Origin of the sequence: Burkholderia sp. MBR-1 (genome assembly GCF_013822785.1) — a bacterium.
GTDB lineage: Bacteria > Pseudomonadota > Gammaproteobacteria > Burkholderiales > Burkholderiaceae > Burkholderia > Burkholderia vietnamiensis.
Window position 1 is genome coordinate 493,897 of sequence record NZ_CP053611.1, and the last position, 21,246, is coordinate 515,142.

The 21,246-nt window shown below is 70.6% G+C and carries 3 protein-coding genes; all 3 read left to right on the forward strand.

Annotated features, from left to right (window positions below; genetic code table 11):
* The first annotated feature begins 46 nt into the window (after nucleotides 1-46).
* From MBR110_RS26905 to MBR110_RS26915, 3 genes are read left to right on the forward strand one after another with little or no spacing between them, the layout of a single operon-like run.
* Complete coding sequence (locus tag MBR110_RS26905) at nucleotides 47-4,462, forward strand: hybrid fatty acyl-AMP ligase/type I polyketide synthase (RefSeq protein WP_181709784.1); 4,416 nt, start codon at nucleotides 47-49, stop codon at nucleotides 4,460-4,462.
* Nucleotides 4,459-7,791: a type I polyketide synthase gene (locus MBR110_RS26910; protein WP_181709785.1), complete on the forward strand. Its 3,333-nt coding sequence runs from the start codon at nucleotides 4,459-4,461 to the stop codon at nucleotides 7,789-7,791. The genes MBR110_RS26905 and MBR110_RS26910 overlap by 4 nt, the downstream gene beginning before the upstream one ends.
* On the forward strand, nucleotides 7,788-21,245 hold the full coding sequence (locus MBR110_RS26915) for a non-ribosomal peptide synthetase/type I polyketide synthase (RefSeq protein WP_181709786.1): 13,458 nt from the start codon (nucleotides 7,788-7,790) through the stop codon (nucleotides 21,243-21,245). Before MBR110_RS26910 ends, MBR110_RS26915 begins: the two co-directional genes overlap by 4 nt.
* Nucleotide 21,246 lies beyond the last annotated feature (1 nt).

Genomic DNA, 21,246 nt, shown 5'->3' on the forward strand with positions numbered 1-21,246 from the left:
ACCGGTCCAGAGGGTTTGAACGTTCAGCGGACAACGAAGATCGAGTATGAATCCCGATACAAAATTCAGGACTGTTACTGACGTAATAGCGTTTCGCGGCGCGACCCAACCCGAGAAGACGGCTTTCATTTTTCTCGAGAACGGCGAAACGGAACAGGCTCGGCTCACGTTCGGCGATCTGGACAGGCGGGCTCGCGGTATCGCCGCGAGGCTGCAGCGCCTGGCGCAACCCGGCGAGCGCGTGCTGCTGGTCTACCCGCCCGGGCTCGAATTCATCTGTGCGTGGGTGGGATGCCTGTACGCCGGCCTGATCGGCGTGCCGGCCTACGCGCCGCGCCGCCATCGGCCGGCCGACCGGCTGAAGGCCATCGTCGCCGACGCGACGCCCGTCGTCGCGCTCACCGATGCGGCCACGCTCGACGGTCTGACGGATCGCGCAGACGGCTATTCCGACACGCTGGAGCTGTATGTCCTGGCGACGGACCAGCACTTCGATGCGCCGGCCGAGCAATGGCGTGCGCCGGACATCACGCCGCAGACACTGGCGCTTCTGCAATACACGTCCGGTTCGACCGGCACGCCGAAAGGCGTGATGATCAGTCATGCAAACATCCTGAGCAATATGGAGGTCATCGCCGAGGCGAGCGATGCCGATGCGTCGACGGTGTTCGTCAGCTGGCTCCCGGTGTTTCACGACATGGGCTTCTTCGGCAAGGTGCTGCTGCCGATCCATCTCGGTGTGCTGTCGGTGCTGATGGCGCCCGCGGCCTTCGTGCAGCGGCCGGTCCGCTGGCTTCAGGCGATCACGAAGTATCGCGCCACGCATTGCGCCGCGCCCGACTTCGCCTACGACCTGTGCGCACGCAAGGTCTCGGATGACGCGCGCGCGCAGCTCGATCTCGGCAGCTGGAAGGTGGCATTCAACGGCGCCGAGCCGGTGCGCGCGGAGTCGGTCGCGCGTTTTTCGCGCGCGTTCGCCGCATGCGGCTTTCACGCGCACACCATGCGCCCCGTCTACGGGATGGCCGAGGCGACCTTGTTCATCTCGGGGCAGCCGGCGCATTCGCCGCCGCTGGTGGCGGACTACGACGCCGACGATCTCGCCCGCGGCGTGGCGACGAGGCACGAGCACGGCAAGCGCCACGCGCTGGTTTCATGCGGGCGGCCGTGGGCCGGGCATCGCGTGCAGATCGTCAATCCGGATACCGGCGAGCGGTGCCCGCCCGGCCGGATCGGCGAAATCTGGCTGACCGGCCCGAGCGTCGGCGCGGGCTACTGGAAGCGCGACGACGAGACGGCGCGCACCTTTCGCGCGACGCTCGACGGCGATGCCGCGCATTACCTGCGCACCGGCGATCTGGGCTTCGTCGACGGCGAGCACCTGTTCGTCACCGGCCGCCTGAAAGACCTCATCATCGTCGCGGGACGCAATCACTACCCACAGGATCTCGAACACACCGCCGAGGGCGCGCACGCCGCACTGGCGCCGAACGCATCGGCGGCCTTCTCGATCACCGTCGACGGAACCGAGCGGATCGTCGTCGCCTGTGAAGTGCGCCGCGAAGCGCTCAACACGCTGAATGCCGAAGCCGTTGCTGCGGAGATCCGGCGCACGCTCGCGGAACAGCATGACGTCGATCTGTACGCGGCTGTGCTGTTGAAGCCCGCGACGATCCTGCGCACGTCGAGCGGAAAGATCCAGCGCAGCCGCATCCGGCAGGCGTTCGTCGACGGTCAGGGGCTCGCGATCGCGGGCGAGTGGCGCCGCCCGCTGCCGGCGGCGCACGCACCGTCCGAGGCCCCATCGCGCGATACGCAGGCGCTCGTGCAATGGTGCGTCGAGCGTGTCGCACATCTGTCGGGAATCGACCCGGCCGCCATCTACCCCGACCAGCCGTTCAGCATCTACGGCCTCGATTCGCGGGACGCGATCATGCTGTCGGGCGAGTTGCAGGACTGGCTCGGGCTTCCGGTTTCGCCTACCGTCGTCTACGATTTTCCGAGCATTGCGCTGCTTGCGCGCCATCTGTGCGGCGCCGACGACGTCGCGCCGGCCCGCGCCGCGGCCGCGCCGTCCAGTGCACATGCCGACATCGCGATCGTCGGCATCGGATGCCGATTCCCCGGCGCGAACGGCCCCGACGAATTCTGGCGACTGCTGCTCGACGGCCGCGACGCGATCGGCGCGTCCACCCGGCGCGCCGGCGCGCTGCCGCCGACGGGGCTGCTGGAAGACGTCGACCGCTTCGATGCGGCGTTCTTCGGCATCAGTGCCCGCGAAGCCGAGTCGATGGATCCGCAACAGCGCCTGCTGCTCGAGGTCGCATGGGAGACGCTCGAACATGCGGGGATCGCACCGCGCAGTCTCGCCGGCGCACGCACCGCGGTCGTCGTGGGCATCAGCAATGCCGACTACGTCCGGCTGGCGCAGCAGGAAGCGGCCGATATCGGCCCTTATGTCGCGACCGGCAATGCGCTCGGCGTCGCCGCGAACCGCATCTCGTACACGCTCGATCTGCGCGGCCCGAGCTGGGCGGTCGATACCGCGTGTTCGTCGTCGCTCGTCGCGGTTCATCACGCGTGCCGCACGCTGCAGCGCGGCGAGTCCGACGCGGCGCTGGCCGGCGGCGTCAACCTGATTCTGGCGCCGCAACTGAGCGCGTCGTTCACGCAGGCCGGCATGCTGTCGCCGGACGGCCGTTGCAAGGCTTTCGATGCGGCCGCCAACGGTTACGTGCGCGGCGAAGGCGTGGGCATGGTGCTGCTCAAGCGTCTCGACGATGCGCTCGCGAACGGCGACACCGTGTTCGCGGTGATCCGCGGCTCGGCGGTGAACCAGGACGGGCGCAGCAACGGCTTGACCGCCCCCAACGGCCCGGCGCAGCAGGCCGTGATCGTGGACGCGCTGCGCGATGCGGGCGTGCCAGCGCAGGACATCGGCTTCGTCGAGGCGCACGGGACGGGGACGCCGCTCGGCGACCCGATCGAGTTGAACGCGCTCGCGGCCGTGCTCGGTGAATCGCGCGCACCGGACGCGCATTGCTGGATCGGTTCGGTCAAGACCAATATCGGGCATCTGGAGTCCGCAGCCGGCATCGCCAGCCTGATCAAGACGGCCCTCGTGCTGCACCACCGCGCGATTCCGCCGAACCTCCATTTCCGGTCGATCAATCCGCAGATCGCCATCGACGGCACGCCGTTCCGCATTCCGCAGCAAGTCACGCCGTGGCAGGCCGAACACGGCACGCGCATGGCCGGCGTGAGCTCGTTCGGCTTCGGCGGCACCAATGCGCACGTGATTCTGTCGGAAGCACCGCAGGACGCGCGCCCCCAAGCGGAGGCGACTGCGAGCGCATCGTGCGTCGTGACGCTCTCCGCGCGCACGCCGGAAGCGTTGCAGACGCTGGCGGCCGCGTATGCGGCCTATCTCGACGCCCATCCCGACGCGCGGGTGCAGGACGTCGCGTTCACCGCGAACACCGGACGCACGCACTTCGCGCGGCGGGCGGCGCTCGTCGCGTCGAGCCTCGAAGGGTTGCGTGCGCAACTGGATGCCGTCGTGGCCGGCGCGCCGGCCGAGCAGCCGCCCGCGGTGACGTTCCACTTTGCCGCCGACGACGGCGGCAGCGCCGATGCCATGCGCCACCTGCGCGCCGCGAGCCCGGCCTTCGACGCGCTGATGCAGCGGAACGCGGACGCAGCCGACGCAGCCGAAGCGCCGCCGTTCACGGCGTTCCAGTGCGCGCTCGCGCAACTGTGGATGTCGTTCGGCGTCACGCCGACGGCGCTCAGCAGCACGGGCGACGGGCATCGCGCGGCTGCATCGCTGACCGGCGTGCCGCAGCTGTCCGACGGCGCCAAGGCGGCCGACACCGGCAACTCGATCGAGATCGGCACGCAGGCGGCCGCGTGGAACACGATCCTGCACACGCTCGCAGATCTCTACGTGCGCGGCGCGTCGCTCGACTGGGATGCCGTCGCGCGACACGCGCCGCGTCGCCGCCTCGCCCTGCCCACCTATCCGTTCGAGCGCCGCGCCTTCTGGATCAGTCCCGACGCGCCGCGCCATCCGCTGCTCGGGCGTCGTCTCGAGCAGCATGCGCATGCGCCGGCCACGTGGATCTGGCAGTCGCGTCTCGACGCGCCGGCCACCACGTTTCTCGACGGTCATCGCGTCAAGGGTTCGCCGGTGCTGCCCTACTCCGCATATGTGGAAATGGCGCTGGCCGCGACCTCGGAAATCGGCGCGGCCGGCCATACGACGTTGAAGGACCTCGCGCTGCATGCGCCGTTACCGTTGCATGCGCATCGATCGCACACCGTGCAGACCGTGCTGAGCCGGCGGTCCTGGGGACCGTTTTCGTTCGCCGTCTATCACCGGATCGACGACACGAGCGGCGCCGCCGCATGGCAAATGTGCGCGAGTGCCGAAATACACGAATCGGAGCGGAGCCACGCATGAAATTCGGCCTGATGTTCTTCGCGAGCAGTGAAGAGGCGCTGTCCGGCAACAAGTACCAACTGGTCATGGAGAGCGCGCGCTTCGCCGATGCGAACGGCTTCTCCAGCGTCTGGGTGCCGGAGCGCCACTTCACCGAATTCGGCTCGCTGTACCCGAATCCGGCCGTGCTGCATGCGGCGCTGGCCGCGCTCACCCAACGCGTGACGCTGATCGCGGGCAGCGTGGTGGCGGCGCTGCACAACCCGATCCGGATCGCGGAAGAATGGTCGATGGTGGACAACCTGTCGAACGGCCGCGTCGGCGTGTCGTTCGCGTCGGGCTGGAATCCGGACGACTTCGTGTTCGCGCCGGACAAGTACGCGACCCGGCACGACGAGATGCTGACCACGATCGACGCCGTCCGAAAGCTGTGGCGCGGCGCGCCGCTGGAGGCGACCAACGGCGTCGGCAAGCCGGTGCAGCTGCGCATCTATCCGACGCCGGTGCAGCCGGAGCTGCCGGTCTGGGTCACGGCGGCCAGCAATCCGCAGACCTTCGTGCGCGCCGGCGAAGTCGGCGCCAACCTGCTGACCCACGTGCTCGATCAGGATCGCGACCAGCTCGCGCAGAAGATCGCGCTGTACCGCGACGCGCGCGCGCAGCGCGGCTTCGATCCGGCTGCCGGCACCGTGTCGGTGATGCTGCATACGTTCGTCGGCGACGACGCGGCGCGCGTGCGCGAGCAGGCGCGCGCGCCGTTCTGCAACTACATCCGCAGCAATATCGGCCTGCTGAACGGGCTGGCGCAGAGCCGCGGCCAGTCGGTGGACGTGCGCGCGATGGGCGCGCGCGAGCTGGACGAGTTCGTCGAGTTTCTCTACGAACGCTTCGCGCAATCGCGCGGGCTCATCGGCACCCCCGATACCTGCGTCGAACTCGTGCGGGAACTCGAATCGATAGGCGTGGACGAGGTGGCGTGCCTGCTCGATTTCGGGCCGCCGGTGGAAGCGATCCTCGGCAATCTGCCGCACCTGCGCCGGCTGCGCGAGATGTGCGCGCCGACGCGCCGCGTCGCGCCGACGAAGTTCGATGCCGCCGCGGTGCAGGCCCGCTGCACCGAGACGACGTCGGGCGCCGACTTCAACGGCGAGATCGGCCAGCACGGCGTGCAGATCGACGGCGCGTTCAACGCGATCCAGCAAATCTGGCGCACGGCCGGCGAAGCGCTCGGCCGCATCAGCCTGCCGGCCGACGCGCCGGCGTCGTCGCAGTACCACGTGCACCCGGCCTTTCTCGACGCGTGCAGCCGCGTGCTCGCCGCCGCCGTCGATCCGGCTGCGCTGGAGGCCGGCGACCTGTACCTGCCCAGTTCGATCGGCGCGGTGCGGGTTCACCAGCCGCCGTCGTCGACCGATGCGTGGAGTTACGCGACGCTGCGCAAGGCGGACGGGCAACGCGTACTGGAAGGCGATATCCGCGTCCACGACCTCGCCGGCCGGCTGCTGATCGAGATCGACGCGCTGCGCTTGCAGCAAGTGCGCTCGGCGCGCGGCGCCGAGCGGCACGACCTGTCCGGGCTGCTTTATCAGCGCGTCTGGAGGCCGTCGAGCGCCGACGCGACCATCGGCGCTTCGTCCGCCGGCGAGTGGCTGATATTCGCGGATCGCGGCGGCGTCGGCGCGCAACTGGCCGGCCTGCTCGAAAGCGCCGGCGATACCTGCACGCTGCAGTTCGACGACACGACGCCGGCGCTGCCCGCGCTCGACCGTCCGCTCAAGGGCGTGATTCATCTGTGGAGCCTCGATCTCGCACCCGCCGACATCGCGGCGCGACGGCGTGCCAGCGCGAGCGTGCTGCAACTGGTCAGGGCGCTGGCGTCGGGCGCGGCGGCCGGCCCGCAGCCGCGTCTGTGGCTGGTGACGTCCGGCGCGATGAACGTGCTGGACGGCGAAGCGACCGCGGTCGCGCAGGCGCCGCTGTGGGGGCTGGGCCGGGCGATCGCGGTCGAGCATGCGACGCTGTGGGGCGGGCTCGTCGATCTCGATCCCGAGCAGCCGTCGGCGGCCGATGTCGTGCAGGCGATCCGGGCCGCCGGCCGCGAAGACATGATCGCGTTTCGCCGCGGCCAGCGCCACGTCGCGCGCATCGCCCGCGACAATCGCGAATTCGTCAGCCACCGGCCGGTCCGGTTCCACCGCGACGCGACCTATCTGGTGACGGGCGGCCTCGGCGGGCTCGGCCTGCGCCTCGCGTCGTGGCTCGCCGACAACGGCGCCGGTCAGGTCGTGCTGCTCGGCCGCAGCGCGCCGTCGGCCGAAGCGGAGCAGATGCTGCGCACGCTCGGCGCGCGCTTCATCCGCGCCGATCTCGCGGATCGCGACGACGTCGTGCAAGCGCTCGCCGAAATCGCGCACGCGATGCCGCCGCTCAAGGGCGTGTTCCACCTCGCCGGTGCCCTCGACGATGCGCTGCTGACGCGCCAGGACGACGACTTCTTCCACCGCGCCGGCAGCGGCAAGGCCGACGGTGCGTGGTATCTGCACGAGCTGACGGCCGACTTGCCGCTCGATCATTTCGTGCTGTTCTCGTCGATGGCCGCGCTGCTCACCATGCCGGGCCAGGGCAACTACGCGGCGGCCAACAGCTTCCTCGATGCGCTGGCGCAGCACCGGCGCGCGCACGGGAAACCGGCGCTCAGCGTCAATTGGGGGCCGTGGGCCGACATCGGCCATGCGGCCAGCGACTACGGCCGGCGCGCGCACGAACAGCTGGCTGCGCTCGGCGTCGGCACGCTGTCGCCGGACCTCGCGATCGCGACGCTGGAGCGGCTGATGGCGGCGGGCGTCGCGCAGTCCGGCGTCGCGCACATCGACTGGCCGACGCTGTTCCGGGTCGATGCGCCGGCCGCCGGGTCGGCGCTCTTCAGCGAGCTGGCGCAACCGGCCGCCCAACCCGCGCAGCAGGAGACGCCGCTGGTGCGCGAGCTGCAGGCGTGCGCGCCGCGCGAGCGGCTCGCGCTCGTCACCGACACGCTCGCGAAGATGCTGGCCGAGACGCTGCGGCTCGCCGGCCCCGACGCCATCGCGCCCGAACAGTCGCTGCTCGATCTCGGCCTGGATTCGCTGGTCGCGCTCGAACTGACGGACCGCCTCGCCAAGACGTTCGGCAAGCCGTTGCGCGCGACGCTGTTCTTTTCCTATCCGAACCTGCAGACGCTCGCCCGCTTCATTCTCGACGAGCTGTCGTCGTCGCTTCCCGAGGCGGCCGGCGACGCCGCCTCGGACGACCTCGACGAGCTCGACGAGGACGAACTTTCCGAACTGATCGCCCAGGAGATCGGCGCCCAATGAACGCCAAGGCCACGCAAGCACTCAAAGCCGCGCTCGACGAACTCCGCCTGCGGCGCGCGGAAATCGCGGCGCTGCGATCGGACCGCAACGAGCCGATCGCCGTGATCGGCATGGCGTGCCGCTTTCCCGGCAGCAGCGACACGCCGGACGCGTTCTGGCGATTGCTCGACGGCGCGCGCGATGCCGTCACCGAAGTGCCGGGCGAACGCTGGAGCATTGATCGCTATTATGACCCCGATCCGGCCACGCCGGGCAAGATGGCAACGCGGCACGGGGCCTTCCTCGAGCGCGTCGACGAATTCGACGCCGCGTTCTTCGGGATCGCGCCGCGCGAAGCGACCTACCTCGATCCGCAGCAACGGCTGCTGCTCGAAGTCGCGTGGGAAGCGCTCGAGAATGCGCATCTGCCACCCGAGCGCTTCCGGCAATCGGCCACCGGCGTGTACGTCGGCATCACCTGCTTCGATCATGCGATCCAGGTGTCGAACGCAGCGATGCCGTCGAGCAGCTACGCCGGCACGGGCAGCGCGCTGAACATGGCCGCCGGCCGGCTGTCGTTCGTGCTGGGCCTCACCGGGCCGAGCATGGCGATCGACACCGCCTGCTCGTCGTCGCTCGTCTGCCTGCACCTCGCGTGCGAAAGCCTGCGCTCGCGTGAAACCGACATGGCGCTGGCGGGCGGCGTCAACCTGATGCTGTCGCCCGAGGTGATGGTCAGCTTCTCGCAAGCCCGGATGCTGTCGCCGGACGGCCGCTGCAAGACCTTCGATGCGGCGGCGGACGGCTACGTGCGCGGCGAAGGCTGCGGGATGGTGGTGCTCAAGCGCCTCGCCGACGCGCTCGCCGACGGCGACCGCGTGCTCGGCGTCGTGCGCGGCACGGCGGTCGACCAGGGCGGCGCGGGCGGCGGGCTGACCGTGCCGAGCCGCGATTCGCAGGAACGCGTGATCCGCCGCGCGCTGAGCCAGGCCGGTGTCGCGCCGGCCGAGGTCGGCTATGTCGAAGCGCACGGCACCGGCACGTCGCTGGGCGACCCGATCGAGGTCGACGCGCTGGCCCGCGTCTACGGCGCCGGGCGTGCGGCGCACGAGCCGCTCGTGATCGGTTCGGTCAAGACCAATATCGGGCATCTGGAATCGGCGTCCGGCATGGCCGGGCTGATCAAGGTGCTGCTGTCGTTCCAGCACGGCCGGATCCCTGCGCACCTGCACTTCCGGCAACCCAATCCGCATACGCCGTGGCAGGAGATTCCGGTCCGCGTCGCGGCCGAGCCGGTCGACTGGCCGCGCGGGGAGCGCCGGCGTGTCGCCGGCGTGAGCGCGTTCGGATTCAGCGGCACCAACGCGCACGCCGTCGTCGAGGAGCCGCCGGTCGCGCCGTCGCCTGCGGCACAGCGCGCGCTGTTGCTGCTGTCGGCCCGCTCCGAAGCGGCGCTCACGGCGCTCGCGCAACGCTACGAGCGCGCGCTCCGCGACGCGCCGCCGCAAGAGCTTGCCGCCGTGTGCCGCGCCGCCGCCACTGGGCGAAGCCACCATCCGTATCGCGCGGCCTATGTGGCCGGCGTGCGCGTGCCGTCGGCCGGCGCGCCGCGCACCGGCAAGGCGTTGCGCGTGGGCATCGCGTTCGGCGCGCCGGACCCGGACGCCGCGCGCGCGCTTCACGCGGCCGAGCCGCTGTTCCGCGACGCGTTCACGCAATGCGCGGTGCCGCTCGCGGCGCTCGATACCGATGCGGGCCGCTTCGCGGCCGCGTTCGCGTGGGCGCAGCTGTGGCAGGCGTGGGGCATCCGCCCGGCCGTCGTGGCGGGGCACGGCGTCGGCGAATATGTCGCGGCCTGTGTGGCCGGCGTCCTGAGCGTCGCCGACGCGCTGCGCGTGCTCGCCGTCCGCGCGGATGCCGCCGCCATGCGCGCGGTGCTGCACGACGTACGGCTCGCGCGGCCGGCGGTGCGGCTGATCTCCGGCTGCCTCGGCGCCGAGGTCGCCGACGAGGTGACGCACGCCGCGTACTGGTTGCAGCTCGCCGAAGCGTCCGAGCGGGCCGCCGAGCCGCCCGTGCCGGAGGGGCTCGCCGACAGCTGGCTGCCGCCGCCCTGCGCGGGCGATGCGCTGGAGCGCGCAATCGCGGCGCTGTACGTGCGCGGCGGGCAGTTCGACTGGCAGGCGCTGTTCCCCGTGGCTGCGCAGCCTGCCACGATGCTGCCGAACTACCCGTTCGAGCGGCAGCGCTTCAGCCTCGAGAAAATCCAGTCGCCGGTCGTCGGCATGGACGCCGGCAGCATCGACGCGGCGGTGCGGCACCTGAAGGCGTCGGGCAAGTACCCGGACGACGTGCTGAACGCGTTTCCGGAGCTGGTCCGCACCGCGTTCGCGCCCGCCGCCGACGAAGCCGCCGCCCCGGCCGCGCCGTCGCTCTATCACGTCGCATGGGAGCAGCACGTCGCGGCACCGACTGCGCGCGCGGCCCTGCCCGCATCGTCGTGGCTGATCTTCGCTGACGAAGCCGGCGTCGGCGAGCGGCTGGCGGCGCTGCTGCGCGCGCGCGGCGCGTCGTGCGCGCTGGTGCGCGCGGGCGTCGACTATGGCGGCAACGCGGCGGCAGGCTGGCAGGTCGCGCCGGAGCGCCCGGACGATTTCGTGCGCCTGCTGGATGAAGCCGCCGCTCCCGCCCGGCACATCGTGTTTCTATGGGGGCTGGACGAAGCCGCCGGCGCGACGCGCATGTCCGCCGCGCTGCTGCATCTCGTGCATGCGCTGGTCGGCGGCGAGCGCGACTGGACGGCTTCGCTGCGGCCGCGCATCCGGGTGGTCACGCGCGACGCCGTGGAAGCGGGCGACGCCCCGCGCGTGACGGGCGTCGCCCAGGCCGCGCTGATGGGCCTCGCGCGCGGCGCGATGATCGAGCATCCGGACTGGTTCGGCACCGCGATCGACCTCGACCCGGCCGCGCCGGACGACGAACCGGACGCGCTGCTGGACGAACTGCTCGTCGAGAGCCGCGAGGATCAGGTCGCGTTGCGGCACGGCGCGCGCCTGGTGGCGCGCCTGAGCCCGCTCGTGCCGGCCGAAACGGACGCGCTGCGGGTCGAGCCGGACGCGACCTACCTGATCACCGGCGGGTTCGGCGCGCTCGGCCTGCACACGGCCCGGTGGCTCGCGGCGCGCGGCGCGCGCACGCTGATCCTGGCCGGCCGCCAAGGCGCGGCGAGCGACGCGAGCCGGCAGGCGCTCGCCGAGCTGCGCGAGCGCGACGTGGCGGTGCGCTGCGAGCGCCTCGACATCGCCGACCCGGCAGCGGTCGACGCCTTCTTCGCCGAACTGCGGCGCGATCGCGTGCCGCTGCGGGGCATCGTGCATGCGGCCGGCGTCGTCGGCTACAAGCCGATCCTGCAGGTCGGGCGCGACGAACTCGACGCGGTCCTGCAGCCGAAGGTCGCCGGCGCGTGGCTGCTGCATCGGCACAGCGAGGCTTTCCCGCTCGATTTCTTCGTCATGTTCTCGTCGATCGCATCCGCCTGGGGCTCGCGGGAGCAGGCGCACTACAGTGCCGCCAATCGGTTCCTCGACGCGCTCGCGCATCATCGCCGCGGCCTCGGCTTGCCGGCCCTCTCCGTGAACTGGGGGCCGTGGGCGCAAGGCGGCATGACGTTCCCCGATGCGGAAGCGCTGCTGCGGCGGGTCGGCATCCGCTCGCTGGCGGCCGACCGCGCGCTCCACATGCTCGATCGCGTGGCCGCCGTGCCGCAGGCGGCGATCGTCGACATCGACCTCGAACGGTTCCAGGGCTCGTACGAGGCGCGTGGGCCGCGGCCGTTCCTCGATCGCGTGCGGACCAGCGCGAACCCGTCGAGCCCGTCGGGTGCCACGGGCGCAGCTGCGCTGCCGGTGTCGGGCGACGTATCGCCGCGCGAGCGGAGGCGGCAGGTCGCGGACAGCATCGAGCAGGCGGTGGCCGACGTGCTCGGCTACGGCGCCGGGACGCTGGACCGCGACCTCGGCTTCTTCGAGATGGGCATGGATTCGCTCATGGCGCTCGACGTGCGCACGCAGCTCGAGAACGCGCTGGGCATCAAGCTGTCGGTCGCGCTGTTGTTCGATCATCCGACCATCAACGCGCTCGCGGATTTCCTGACGGAGCAAGCGCCCGGCGTGGCGCCGGACGCGCTCGCGGAGCCGACGCAGCCTGCAGCCGCCAAGCCGGCCTCGCAACCGGCCGCGCCGACGGCCACGGCCCGCGAGGCCGGCACGCCGGAGCCGATCGCGATCGTCGGCATGAGTTGCCGCTTTCCGGGCGCCGCGCACGATCTCGACGCCTATTGGCAGTTGCTGAACGACGGCGTGGACGCGATCTCCGAGGTGCCGCGCGAGCGCTGGGATGTCGATGCGTACTACGATCGCGATCCCGAAGCGCCGGGGCGCATGTATTGCCGCTTCGGCGGCTTTCTCGACGGCGTCGACCAGTTCGATCCGGCCTTCTTCCGCATCACGCCGCGCGAAGCGGCTGCGATGGACCCGCAGCAGCGCTTGCTGCTCGAAGTCAGTCACGAAGCGCTCGAGCATGCCGGTATTCCGGTCGACGGCCTGAAGGGCAGCCGCACCGGCGTGTTCGTCGGCATCACCACCAACGATTACGCGAACCTGCAGCTGCGCCACGGCGGCATCGACGGCTATTTCTTCACCGGCAATCCGCTGAACACGGCCGCCGGCCGCATCTCGTACGGCCTCGGCCTGCAAGGGCCGAGCATGGCGATCGACACCGCGTGCTCGTCGTCGCTCAGCGCGATCCATACGGCCAGCCAGAATCTGCGCAGCGGCGAATGCGATCTCGCGATCGCGGGCGGCGTGAACCTGATCCTGTCGCCGGACAATTCCATCGCCGTGTCGCGCACGCGGGCGCTCGCGCCGGACGGCCGCTGCAAGACCTTCGATGCGGCAGCCGACGGCTTCGTGCGCAGCGAAGGCTGCGGCGCGCTGGTGCTCAAGCGCCTGTCCGATGCGCTCGCCGCGGGCGACCGCGTGCTGGCCGTGCTGCGCGGATCGGCGGTGAATCACGACGGCGCATCGAGCGGCTTCACCGCGCCGAACGGCCGCGCGCAGGAAGCCGTGATCCGCCAGGCGCTCGGCGCCCTTCCCGCCGCGTCGATCGACTACGTGGAAGCGCACGGCACCGGCACGCCGCTGGGCGACCCCGTCGAGCTGAACGCGCTGGCGACGGTGTTCGGCGAAGGCCGCGACGGCCGCCCGCGCCTGCGCGTCGGTTCGGTGAAGACCAACATCGGCCATGCCGAATCCGCCGCCGGCATCGCGGGGGTCATCAAGGTCGTGCTGGCGCTGAACCACGAACGCCTTCCCGCCCATCTGCATTTCCGCCAGCCGAGCCTGCTGGTGCAGTGGGACGCTTTGCCGCTCGAGATCTGCGCCGAGGCGAGCGCGTGGCCGCGCGGCGAGCGGCCTCGCCGGGCCGGCGTCAGCGCATTCGGCGCGAGCGGCACCAATGCCCACCTCGTGCTGGAAGAGGCGCCCGCGCCGGCGCGCGCGGCGACGCCGTCGAAGCACAAGGTGCATCCGCTGGTGCTGTCGGCGAAGACGCCCGCGGCCCTGCGCGAGCTCGCCGGGCGCTATCGGAGCCGGCTCGAAGCCGAGCGCGGTCTCGACATCGCGGCCGTGGCGTTTTCGGCCGCGACCGGCCGCTCGCACTTCGCGCACCGGCTCGCGCTGCCGGTGACGTCGATCGACGACGCGATCGACAAGCTGCGCGCGTTCCACGAACAGGAACCGCCCACCGCGGCGCCGCGCGCGGCCCGCGTGAAGACGGCGTTCCTGTTCACCGGCCAGGGCTCGCAATATGCGGGCATGGGCCGCCGTCTGTACGACGCGTATCCGGTGTTCCGCGACGCGATCGACCGCTGCCGCGCGGAGGCCGATCCGCTGCTCGACAAGCCGTTGCTCGACGTGCTGTCCGCCCCCGGCGACGACATCCACCAGACCGGCTACAGCCAGCCGGCCCTGTTCTCGCTGCAGTTCGCGCTCACCACGCTGCTCAGGTCGTTCGGCGTGGTGCCCGACGCCGTGATGGGCCACAGCGTCGGCGAGTACGCGGCGGCCTGCGCGGCCGGCGTCTTCTCACCGGAGGACGGCCTGCGCCTGATCGCCGAGCGCGGACGCCTGATGCAGGCGTTGCCGCGCGATGGCGAGATGGCGGCCATCTTCGCCGACCTCGGCACGGTCGAGCGCGCGATCGCCGCGTGGCCGCGGGAGGTCGCGGTGGCCGCCGTCAACGGTCCGGCGAGCACCGTGATCTCGGGCCGGCGCGAGCGCATCGCGCTGCTCGTCGACGCGTTCGCCGCGCAGGACATCCGCTCCGTGCTGCTCAACACGTCGCACGCGTTCCACTCGCCGCTGGTCGAGCCGATGCTCGACAGCTTCCAGGCCGCGGCGAAAGGCGTGCGCGTCGCGCGCCCGGCGATCCCGTTCTATTCGAATCTCACCGGCGCCGTGATGGACGACGCGCCCGACGACACGTACTGGCGTCGTCATTGCCGCGAGCCGGTGCAGTTCGCGAGCAGCGTCGAGCGTCTCGCCGAAGCCGGCTTCAACGTGCTGGTCGAAATCGGCCCCAAGCCGGTGCTCGTCAACCTGGCCCGCGCGTGCTGCGCACCGGACGCCGCGATCCACTTCGTTGCGCTGCAGCGACCGCAGGCCGAGCAGCAGGCGCTGGTCGAAACCCTGACGGGCCTGTATGCGCGCGGCGTCGACATCGACTGGGCCGCAACCGAAACACCGGCGCCCGCGCGCGTCGCCTTGCCGTCCTACCCCTTCCAACGCAGCCGTACCTGGTTCCAGAAAACGGAAACGTCCATGACACAGACAAGTGCATCTCCCGTCGCCGCCACGCCGGCGCCCGATCGTAGCGGCGAGGTTCTCGACTGGCTTCGCGGCAAGATCGGCGAGCTGATCCAGGCCGATCCGGCCACCATCAACATCGATGTGCCGTTCCTCGAGATGGGCGCCGACTCGATCATCCTGATCGAGGCGATCCGCCACATCGAAAAGCAGTACGGCGTGAAGCTCGCAATGCGCCGCTTCTTCGAGGACCTCGCGACGATGGAGGCGCTCGCCGAGTATGTCGCGGACAACCTGCCGGCGGTCGCCGCGCCGGCCGAGCCGGTGGCCGTGGCTGCGGCCGAGCCGGCTGCTGCCGCCGCTGCGGTCGCGCTCGCACCGTCGGCGCCGGCGCTCGCGCCGGTCGCAGCGGCCCCGACGCAATGGGTCGCGGCCGAAGGCGGCTCCACGGTCGAGCGCGTGCTGCGCGAGCAGAACCAGCTGCTGTCCCAGCTGATGAGCCAGCAGATGGAACTGCTGCGCACGTCGCTGCACGGTCAGGCCGGCGCGGCGGTGGCCCCGCAAGCCGCGGCGAGCGGCGCCGCCAGTCCCACGAACGCCGCCAGCGTCGCGAACGTCGCCGCCAAGGCCGCGGTGGCGGCCCCGGCCGCCGCGCGCGCGGCGACGCCCGCTGCCGCGAACCCGGCCGCGCCCGCCGCGGCCGACAACCGCAAGCCCAAGCCGATGATGCCGTGGGGCAGCCCGGTCGAACAGCGCGCGCGCGGCCTGTCCGCGGCGCAGCAGGAGCATCTCGAAGCGCTGATCGTGCGCTACACGTCGCGCACCCGCAAATCGAAGGAATCGGTGCAGGCATCGCGCCCCGTGCTGGCCGACAGTCGCGCGACGGTCGGCTTCCGCTTTTCGACCAAGGAGATGCTGTATCCGATCGTCGGCGATCGCGCGGCCGGTTCGCGGCTGTGGGACATCGACGGCAACGAGTACATCGACTTCACGATGGGCTTCGGCGTGCATCTGTTCGGCCATTCGCCCGACTTCATCCAGCAGCAGGTCACGCGCGAATGGCAGCGCCCGCTCGAACTGGGCGCTCGCTCGAGCCTCGTCGGCGAAGTCGCCGCGCGCTTCGCGCGCGTCACCGGCCTCGATCGCGTCGCGTTCTCGAACACCGGCACCGAGGCCGTCATGACCGCCATGCGGCTCGCGCGCGCCGTGACCGGGCGCGACAAGATCGTGATGTTCACGCACTCGTATCACGGCCATGCCGACGGCACGCTCGCCGCGGCGAACGCGGAAGGCGCGACGGAAACCATCGCGCCCGGCGTGCCGTTCGGTTCGATCGAGAACATGATCGTGCTCGACTACGGCAGCGACGCCGCGCTCGATGCCATTCGCAACCTCGCGCCGACGCTCGCCGCCGTGATGGTGGAGCCGGTGCAGAGCCGCAACCCGTCGCTGCAGCCGGTCGCGTTCCTCAAGGAATTGCGCCGCATCACCGAGGAAGCCGGCGTCGCGCTGATCGTCGACGAAATGATCACCGGCTTCCGCGTTCATCCGGGCGGCTCGCAAGCGATGTTCGGCATCAAGGCCGACCTCGCGACGTACGGCAAGATCATCGGCGGCGGCCTGCCGCTGGGCGTCATCGCGGGTTCCACCCGCTTCATGGATGCGATCGACGGCGGCATGTGGACCTACGGCGACCATTCGTTCCCCGCCGCGGACCGCACTGCGTTCGGCGGCACCTTCTGCCAGTACCCGCTCGCGATGGCGGCCGCACTGGCCGTGCTCGAGAAGATCGAACAGGAAGGCCCGGCGCTGCAGGCCGCGCTCAACGAACGGACCGCGCAGATCGCCGACACGCTCAATGCCTTCTTCGTGGAAGCCGAGGCGCCGATCAAGGTCACCTGGTTCGGCTCGATGTTCCGCTTCGAATTCACCGAAAACCTCGACCTGTTCTTCTATCACATGCTCGAAAAGGGCATCTACATCTGGGAATGGCGCACCTGCTTCCTGTCGACCGCGCATACGGATGCCGACATCGACCGGTTCATCGGCGCGGTGAAGGACAGCGTGGCCGACCTGCGGCGCGGCGGCTTCATCCGGCCGCACTCGAAGCACGGCACGGTCGCGACGCTCAGCGAGGCGCAGCGCCAGCTGTGGGTGCTGTCGGAAATCGATCCAGAGGGCTCGCTCGCGTACAACGTCAACACGACGCTCGAACTGAAAGGCCGCCTCGACGAGGCCGCGATGCGCGCGGCCGTCCAGAGCCTGGTCGATCGGCACGAGGCGCTGCGCACCACGGTGCTGCCGGACGGCTCGGGCCAGATCGTGCATCCGTCGCTGACGCTGGCGCTGCCGCTGATCGACCGCGATCAGGACGCGTGGCGCGAGCAGGAGAGCCGCCAGCCGTTCGACCTGGTGAACGGGCCGCTCTTTCGCGCCGCGCTGGTGCGCATGGACGACGAGCATCACCTGCTGGTGATGACGGCCCATCACATCGTCTGCGACGGCTCGACGTTCGGCGTGCTGCTCGAGGATCTGGCCCGCGCGTATGCCGGGGCCGCGCCGGACGCGGCGCCGCTGCAGTTTCGCGAGTACCTGAAGACGCTCGACGCCCAGCGTCACAGCCCGGAAACGAAGGCGAATCGCGACTACTGGCTCGCGCAATGCGCGCGCGCGGTCGAGCCGTTGAGTCTTCCCGCGGACTATCCGCGGCCGGCCGTGAAGACGTTTCACGGCGCGCGCGTGTCGCTGCACCTCGACGCCGCGGCGGCCGCGGCGCTGCGCACCGTCGCGCGCCAGAACGGCTGCACGCTCTATATGGTGTTGCTCGCGGGCTTCAATCTGTTCCTGCATCGCGTCGCCGGTCAACAGGACATCGTCACGGGCATCCCGGTGACCGGCCGCTCGGTGGCTGGCAGCGAGCGCGTGGCCGGCTACTGCACGCATCTGCTGCCGCTGCGCTCGACGCTGCCGGACGGCGCGTCGGTCGCCAGCTTCCTGGCTGCCACCCGCCAGAACCTGCTCGATGCGCTCGAGCACCAGGATTATCCGTTCGCCGAGCTGGTCCGCGAAATCGGCGCGCAGCGCGATCTGAACGCCGCGCCGCTCGTGTCGGCGGTGTTCAACCTGGAGCCCGTGTCGGCGCTGCCTGAACTGCCGGGCCTGACGGTCGGCCTGGTTGCGCCGCTGATCCGCTATACCGCGTTCGATCTGAACGTCAACGTGCTCGACGCCGGCGACGAGCTCCTGATCGATTGCGACTACAACACCGATCTGTTCGACGAGCGCACGGCCCAGCGATTCCTCGGCATCTACGAGACGCTGCTGACGGCTGCGGCCGCCGACGCGTCGGCCGCGGTTGCGCGGTTGCCGCTGACGAGCGACGCCGAGCGCAATCTGGTGACCGTCGAATGGAACCGCACCGACGTCGACTTCGGCGACGCGGCCGCGCAACCGCTGCATCGGTTGTTCGAGCAACAGGTCGAGCGCACGCCCGATGCCGTCGCCGCCGTCTATGACGGTGCGGCCCTCACCTACGCCGAACTCAACGCGCGCGCCAACCGCCTCGCGCACCGGCTCATCGAACTTGGCGTCGCACCCGATACGCTCGTCGGCGTCGCGATGGAGCGTTCGCTCGACATGATCGTCGCGCTGCTCGCGATCCTGAAGGCCGGTGGCGCATACGTGCCGGTCGACCCGGACTATCCGGCCGAACGCGTGCGCTTCATGATCGACCACGCGCAGCTGCGCTGGCTGCTCACGCAGCAGCATCTGCTCGCCGCGCTGCCAGATACCGGCGCGCAGGCGATCGTCGTCGATCGCGACACGCTCGACCTCGATGCGGCGCCGACGTCGAACCCCACGCCCGAGCTGAACGGCGACAACCTCGCCTACATGATCTACACGTCCGGTTCGACCGGCCGGCCGAAGGGCGCGCTCAATACCCATCGCGCGATCGTCAACCGCATTCTGTGGATGCAGCACGCGTATGCGCTCGACGCCGACGATGCCGTACTGCAGAAAACCCCGTTCAGCTTCGACGTGTCGGTGTGGGAGTTCTTCTGGCCGCTCGTCACCGGCGCGCGTCTCGTGTTCGCGCGCCCAGGCGGGCAGCGTGAGACGGACTATCTGGTGGAACTGATCGACCGCGAGCGGATCACGACGCTGCATTTCGTGCCGTCGATGCTGCGCGCGTTCCTCGATCATCCGCAACTCGACGCGCACTGCGCGTCGCTGCGCCGCGTCGTGTGCAGCGGCGAGGCGTTGCCCTACGACCTGCAGCAGCGTTGCTTCGAGCGCCTGGATGTCAAGCTGTACAACCTGTACGGCCCCACCGAGGCCGCGGTTGACGTGACCGCGTGGGAATGCCGGCGCGACGACCCGCAGCGCATCGTGCCGATCGGCCGGCCGATTGCGAACACGCGCATCTACATCGTCGACGCACAGCTGCAGCCCACGCCGATCGGCGTGCCCGGCGAGTTGCTGATCGGCGGTACGCCGGTGGGCCGCGGCTATTACAACGAGCCGAACCTGAGCGCCGAGAAGTTCATCGCCGACCCGTTCTCCGACGACCCGCACGCGCGCCTCTACCGCACCGGCGACCTCGCGCGCTACCGCCCCGACGGCAACATCGAGTTCTTCGGCCGCATCGATCATCAGATCAAGCTGCGCGGCCTGCGCATCGAGCCCGGCGAAATCGAGGCCGTGCTGACGTCGCACCGGCTGGTCGATGCCGCGGTCGTGGCGCTGCGCGGCGTGGACGACGGCGCGCGACTCGTCGCATGGCTGTGCTCGCCGCATCGCGAGGCCGACGTGATCGACGCCGTGCGTACGCACCTGCGGCAGCGGCTGCCCGAATACATGGTGCCGTCCGCGTTCGTCGTCGTGCCCGCGTTCGCGCAGCTGCCCAACGGCAAGCTCGATCGCGCCCACCTGCCCGAGCCGGCCGACGGCGTGGCTCACGTCGCGCCCGGCAACGCGCTCGAAGCGCAGCTGGCGGCGATCTGGCAGGAGGTGCTCGGCAACGCACGGATCGGCACGACCGCCAATTTCTTCGAGCTGGGCGGTAACTCGCTGCTGGCGACCAAGGTCGTCGCGCGCATCCGTCGCGATCTGCACGCGAAGCTGGAGATGCGCAGCCTGTTCGAGCACCCCACCATCGCGAGCCTCGCGAAGCGCATCGCCGCGACGCAGCCGATCGACTACGCGCCGGTGACGCCGCTGCCGCCGCAGGCCCACTACGAGCTGTCGCCGGCCCAGACGCGGCTCTGGATCCAGGATCGCCTCAATGCCGGTCAGGCCGGCGGGCCGCTGCCCACGTCGCTGCTGCTGGAAGGCGTACTCGACGTGGACGCGCTCTTGCGGGCGTTCCGCGCGTTGAGCGAGCGTCACGAGATCCTGCGCACGCGCTTCGTGCTGGCCGGCACCCAGCCGGTCCAACAGGTGCTGCCGCCCGACGAAGCCCCGTTCGCGGTCGAGGTCGTGGATCTGCAGGACGCGGCCGACCGCGATGCGCGCGCGATGTCGATCCACGCGAGCGAGCGGCTCGCGCCGATGGATCTCGCCACCGGCCCGCTGTTCCGCGTCAAGCTGCTCAGGCTCTCCGAAGTGCGGCACGTGTGCATCTGCACGATGCATCACATCGTCACCGACGGCTGGTCGACGGAGGTGCTGCTCGACGATCTGTCGACGCTCTACGACGCATTCGTGCAGCGTCGCGACAACCCGCTGCCGCCGCTGCAGATCCAGTACAAGGATTACGCCGGCTGGCTGAACCGGCTGCTCGCCGGCCCGGACGGCGCGCGCATGAAGGACTACTGGCTGAACAAGCTGGCCGGCCTGCGCGCGCTGGCGCTGCCCGGCGACGTCGCGCAGCCGGCCGCGCCGAGCTGGAAAACCTGGCGCTTCGCGCTCCCGGCCGCCGAGACGGCGGCGCTCGACGCGCTCGGCAAGCGCCACGGCGCGACGTTGTTCATCGCGCTGCTGGCGGCCATCAAGGCGCTGTTCTACCGCCGTTCCGGCCAGGAGGACATCGTCGTCGGTACGCCGGTCGCCGGACGCGAGCTGCCTGAACTCGAGTCGCAGGTCGGCCCTTACCTGAACGTGCTGGCGCTGCGCGATCGGGTCGCCGGCGACGACCGCTTCGACACGCTGCTGACCCGCGTGCGCGACACCACGCTCGAAGCGTTCTCGCATCCGCTGTATCCGCTCGACCGCCTGCTCGACGAGCTGCACATCGAGCGCGTCGCCGGACGCAATCCGCTGTTCGACATCGGCCTGACGCTGCAGAACCAGCGTGACGGCGCGACCGATCGCTATGCGGGGCCGGTGCGCCTCGCCGAGCTGCCGGATCACGATCCGCAGCACGCGGACAGCGAAGCCGCCACCGATTTCTGGTTCCTCGCCGAGCCGCGTGCGGACGGTCTCGCGATCAGCGTCGTCTATCACGCCGGCCGCTTCAGCGACGCGCTGGTGCGCGGCCTTGCGGACGAACTGACGTCCGTGGTCGGCGAAGTGCTGGCCGATCCGGGCGTCCGCATCCGCAACCTGACGCTCGGACAGCGCGCGCTGCAGGCCGACGCGCGCCAGCCCAGCGTCGAACTGAGCGCATTCTAAG

Bases quoted from the DNA above. Each gene is read 5' to 3' on its own strand.
- MBR110_RS26915 (WP_181709786.1), top strand. From the start codon at position 7,788: ATGAACGCCAAGGCCACGCAAGCACTCAAAGCCGCGCTCGACGAACTC.
- MBR110_RS26910 (WP_181709785.1), top strand. From the start codon at position 4,459: ATGAAATTCGGCCTGATGTTCTTCGCGAGCAGTGAAGAGGCGCTGTCC.
- MBR110_RS26905 (WP_181709784.1), top strand. From the start codon at position 47: ATGAATCCCGATACAAAATTCAGGACTGTTACTGACGTAATAGCGTTT.